The sequence below is a fragment of the Streptococcus sp. DFI.7.26 genome (assembly GCF_022240605.1).
Classification (GTDB): domain Bacteria; phylum Bacillota; class Bacilli; order Lactobacillales; family Streptococcaceae; genus Streptococcus; species Streptococcus xiaochunlingii.
In genome coordinates this window covers 1-4,889 of sequence record NZ_JAKOGN010000021.1, presented here as the reverse complement: position 1 = coordinate 4,889, position 4,889 = coordinate 1, and the positions used below count along the sequence as shown (strand labels likewise).

The 4,889-nt window shown below is 49.9% G+C and carries 1 tRNA gene and 2 rRNA genes; all 3 read right to left on the bottom strand.

The features are described from left to right. Nucleotides 1–24 precede the first annotated feature (24 nt). The 3 genes from L0M85_RS09550 to L0M85_RS09540 all read right to left on the bottom strand — a co-directional run bounded on the left by L0M85_RS09550 (nucleotide 25) and on the right by L0M85_RS09540 (nucleotide 4,727). Nucleotides 25–2,923, bottom strand: a 23S ribosomal RNA gene (locus tag L0M85_RS09550). Between the two features lie 129 nt (nucleotides 2,924–3,052). Further along, a tRNA-Ala gene (locus L0M85_RS09545) sits at nucleotides 3,053–3,125 on the bottom strand. A gap of 53 nt (nucleotides 3,126–3,178) precedes the next feature. After that, a 16S ribosomal RNA gene (locus tag L0M85_RS09540) occupies nucleotides 3,179–4,727 on the bottom strand. The 16S and 23S rRNA genes sit together here with 1 tRNA gene alongside, the layout of an rRNA operon. Nucleotides 4,728–4,889 lie beyond the last annotated feature (162 nt).

The following is a 4,889-nucleotide window of genomic DNA, read 5'->3' as shown; positions in this document are numbered from 1 at the left end:
GCTGTAAATATCCTCAGTTACTTTTTGGATAAGTCCTCGAGCTATTAGTATTAGTCCGCTCCATTGCTCACACAACTTCCACTCCTAACCTATCTACCTGATCTTCTCTCAGGGCTCTTACTAACATATTGTTATGGGAAATCTCATCTTGAGGTGGGTTTCACACTTAGATGCTTTCAGCGTTTATCCCTTCCCTACATAGCTACCCAGCGATGCCTCTGGCGAGACAACTGGTACACCAGCGGTAAGTCCACTCTGGTCCTCTCGTACTAGGAGCAGATCCTCTCAAATTTCCTACGCCCGCGACGGATAGGGACCGAACTGTCTCACGACGTTCTGAACCCAGCTCGCGTGCCGCTTTAATGGGCGAACAGCCCAACCCTTGGGACCGACTACAGCCCCAGGATGCGACGAGCCGACATCGAGGTGCCAAACCTCCCCGTCGATGTGAACTCTTGGGGGAGATAAGCCTGTTATCCCCAGGGTAGCTTTTATCCGTTGAGCGATGGCCCTTCCATACGGAACCACCGGATCACTAAGCCCGACTTTCGTCCCTGCTCGAGTTGTAGCTCTCGCAGTCAAGCTCCCTTATACCTTTACACTCTGCGAATGATTTCCAACCATTCTGAGGGAACCTTTGGGCGCCTCCGTTACCTTTTAGGAGGCGACCGCCCCAGTCAAACTGCCCGTCAGACACTGTCTCCGATAGGGATCACCTATCCGGGTTAGAGTGGCCATAACACAAGGGTAGTATCCCAACATCGCCTCCATCGAAACTGGCGTCCCGATCTCTATGGCTCCTACCTATCCTGTACATGTGGCACAGACACTCAATATCAAACTGCAGTAAAGCTCCATGGGGTCTTTCCGTCCTGTCGCGGGTAACCTGCATCTTCACAGGTACTAAAATTTCACCGAGTCTCTCGTTGAGACAGTGCCCAAATCATTACGCCTTTCGTGCGGGTCGGAACTTACCCGACAAGGAATTTCGCTACCTTAGGACCGTTATAGTTACGGCCGCCGTTTACTGGGGCTTCAATTCATACCTTCGCTTACGCTAAGCACTCCTCTTAACCTTCCAGCACCGGGCAGGCGTCACCCCCTATACATCATCTTACGATTTAGCAGAGAGCTGTGTTTTTGATAAACAGTTGCTTGGGCCTATTCACTGCGGCTGACATAAGTCAGCACCCCTTCTCCCGAAGTTACGGGGTCATTTTGCCGAGTTCCTTAACGAGAGTTCTCTCGCTCACCTGAGGCTACTCGCCTCGACTACCTGTGTCGGTTTGCGGTACGGGTAGAGTATGCTTAACGCTAGAAGCTTTTCTTGGCAGTGTGACATCACTAACTTCGCTACTAAACTTCGCTCCCCATCACAGCTCAATGTTATAGAACTAAGCATTTAACTCAATTCACACCTCACTGCTTAGACGTGCACTTCCAATCGCACGCTTTAGTTAGCCTACTGCGTCCCTCCATCACTACATACTCTAGTACAGGAATATCAACCTGTTGTCCATCGGATACACCTTTCGGTCTCTCCTTAGGTCCCGACTAACCCAGGGCGGACGAGCCTTCCCCTGGAAACCTTAGTCTTACGGTGGACAGGATTCTCACCTGTCTTTCGCTACTCATACCGGCATTCTCACTTCTATGCGTTCCAGCACTCCTCACGGTATACCTTCTTCACACATAGAACGCTCTCCTACCATACCATTAAAGGTATCCACAGCTTCGGTAAATTGTTTTAGCCCCGGTACATTTTCGGCGCAGGGTCACTCGACTAGTGAGCTATTACGCACTCTTTGAATGAATAGCTGCTTCTAAGCTAACATCCTAGTTGTCTGTGCAACCCCACATCCTTTTCCACTTAACAATTATTTTGGGACCTTAGCTGGTGGTCTGGGCTGTTTCCCTTTCGACTACGGATCTTAGCACTCGCAGTCTGACTGCCGACCATAATTCATTGGCATTCGGAGTTTATCTGAGATTGGTAATCCGGGATGGACCCCTCACCCAAACAGTGCTCTACCTCCAAGAATCTTAATGTCGACGCTAGCCCTAAAGCTATTTCGGAGAGAACCAGCTATCTCCAAGTTCGTTTGGAATTTCTCCGCTACCCACAAGTCATCCAAGCACTTTTCAACGTGCCCTGGTTCGGTCCTCCAGTGCGTTTTACCGCACCTTCAACCTGCTCATGGGTAGGTCACATGGTTTCGGGTCTACGACATAATACTAAGACGCCCTATTCAGACTCGGTTTCCCTACGGCTCCGTCTCTTCAACTTAACCTCGCATCATATCGTAACTCGCCGGTTCATTCTACAAAAGGCACGCTCTCACCCATTAACGGGCTCGAACTTGTTGTAGGCACACGGTTTCAGGTTCTATTTCACTCCCCTCCCGGGGTGCTTTTCACCTTTCCCTCACGGTACTGGTTCACTATCGGTCACTAGGGAGTATTTAGGGTTGGGAGATGGTCCTCCCAGATTCCGACGAGATTCCACGTGTCTCGCCGTACTCAGGATACTGCTAGGTATAAAGACTATTTTAAATACGAGGCTATTACTCTCTTTGGCCTACCTTCCCAGGTAGTTCTTCTATAATCTTTAAGTCCACATTGCAGTCCTACAACCCCGAAGAGTAAACTCTTCGGTTTGCCCTCCTGCCGTTTCGCTCGCCGCTACTAAGGCAATCGCTTTTGCTTTCTCTTCCTGCAGCTACTTAGATGTTTCAGTTCACTGCGTCTTCCTCCTCATATCCTTAACAGATATGGGTAACAGGTATTACCTGCTGGGTTCCCCCATTCGGACATCCCCGGATCTAAGCTTACTTACAGCTCCCCGAGGCATTTCGTCGTTTGTCACGTCCTTCTTCGGCTCCTAGTGCCAAGGCATCCACCGTGCGCCCTTATTAACTTAACCTTATTAACCTAATTTCTTAAAAAATTAGAAAACTCATTAAATATTCACAGCGTTTTCGGTTTATTTTCTTGTTACTATTTGATATAGATATTCAATTTTCAATGTTCATCCTTGGTGATCTCTCACCAATGGAGCCTAGCGGGATCGAACCGCTGACCTCCTGCGTGCAAAGCAGGCGCTCTCCCAGCTGAGCTAAGGCCCCACAAGACCTCTCAAAACTAAACAAGACCAACGTGCAGGTTTCCTTATCCTTAGAAAGGAGGTGATCCAGCCGCACCTTCCGATACGGCTACCTTGTTACGACTTCACCCCAATCATCTATCCCACCTTAGGCGGCTGGCTCCTAAAAGGTTACCTCACCGACTTCGGGTGTTACAAACTCTCGTGGTGTGACGGGCGGTGTGTACAAGGCCCGGGAACGTATTCACCGCGGCGTGCTGATCCGCGATTACTAGCGATTCCGACTTCATGTAGGCGAGTTGCAGCCTACAATCCGAACTGAGACTGGCTTTAAGAGATTAGCTTGCCGTCACCGACTTGCGACTCGTTGTACCAGCCATTGTAGCACGTGTGTAGCCCAGGTCATAAGGGGCATGATGATTTGACGTCATCCCCACCTTCCTCCGGTTTATTACCGGCAGTCTCGCTAGAGTGCCCAACTGAATGATGGCAACTAACAATAGGGGTTGCGCTCGTTGCGGGACTTAACCCAACATCTCACGACACGAGCTGACGACAACCATGCACCACCTGTCACCTCTGTCCCGAAGGAAAACTCTATCTCTAGAGCGGTCAGAGGGATGTCAAGACCTGGTAAGGTTCTTCGCGTTGCTTCGAATTAAACCACATGCTCCACCGCTTGTGCGGGCCCCCGTCAATTCCTTTGAGTTTCAACCTTGCGGTCGTACTCCCCAGGCGGAGTGCTTAATGCGTTAGCTGCGGCACTGAGTCCCGGAAAGGACCCAACACCTAGCACTCATCGTTTACGGCGTGGACTACCAGGGTATCTAATCCTGTTTGCTCCCCACGCTTTCGAGCCTCAGCGTCAGTTACAAGCCAGAGAGCCGCTTTCGCCACCGGTGTTCCTCCATATATCTACGCATTTCACCGCTACACATGGAATTCCACTCTCCCCTCTTGCACTCAAGTTAAACAGTTTCCAAAGCGTACTATGGTTAAGCCACAGCCTTTAACTTCAGACTTATCTAACCGCCTGCGCTCGCTTTACGCCCAATAAATCCGGATAACGCTCGGGACCTACGTATTACCGCGGCTGCTGGCACGTAGTTAGCCGTCCCTTTCTGGTAAGATACCGTCACAGTGTGAACTTTCCACTCTCACACTCGTTCTTCTCTTACAACAGAGCTTTACGATCCGAAAACCTTCTTCACTCACGCGGCGTTGCTCGGTCAGACTTCCGTCCATTGCCGAAGATTCCCTACTGCTGCCTCCCGTAGGAGTCTGGGCCGTGTCTCAGTCCCAGTGTGGCCGATCACCCTCTCAGGTCGGCTATGTATCGTCGCCTTGGTGAGCCGTTACCTCACCAACTAGCTAATACAACGCAGGTCCATCTGGTAGTGATGCAATTGCACCTTTCAAGCAGATATCATGCAATATCTACTGTTATGCGGTATTAGCTATCGTTTCCAATAGTTATCCCCCGCTACCAGGCAGGTTACCTACGCGTTACTCACCCGTTCGCAACTCATCCGCTCGGTGCAAGCACCAAGCTTCAGCGTTCTACTTGCATGTATTAGGCACGCCGCCAGCGTTCATCCTGAGCCAGGATCAAACTCTCATTAAAATAATTGTTTGTCTTAAACTCATTCTGTCACTGACAGATTTATTGTTTTTTTCATTGTTCAGTACTATAACCTTAGTTATAGCGCCCTGCACATTGGTTCGTCTTGTTCAGTTTTCAAAGGTCTTTGTCGCTCTCGCGCGACAACTATATTAGTATATCACG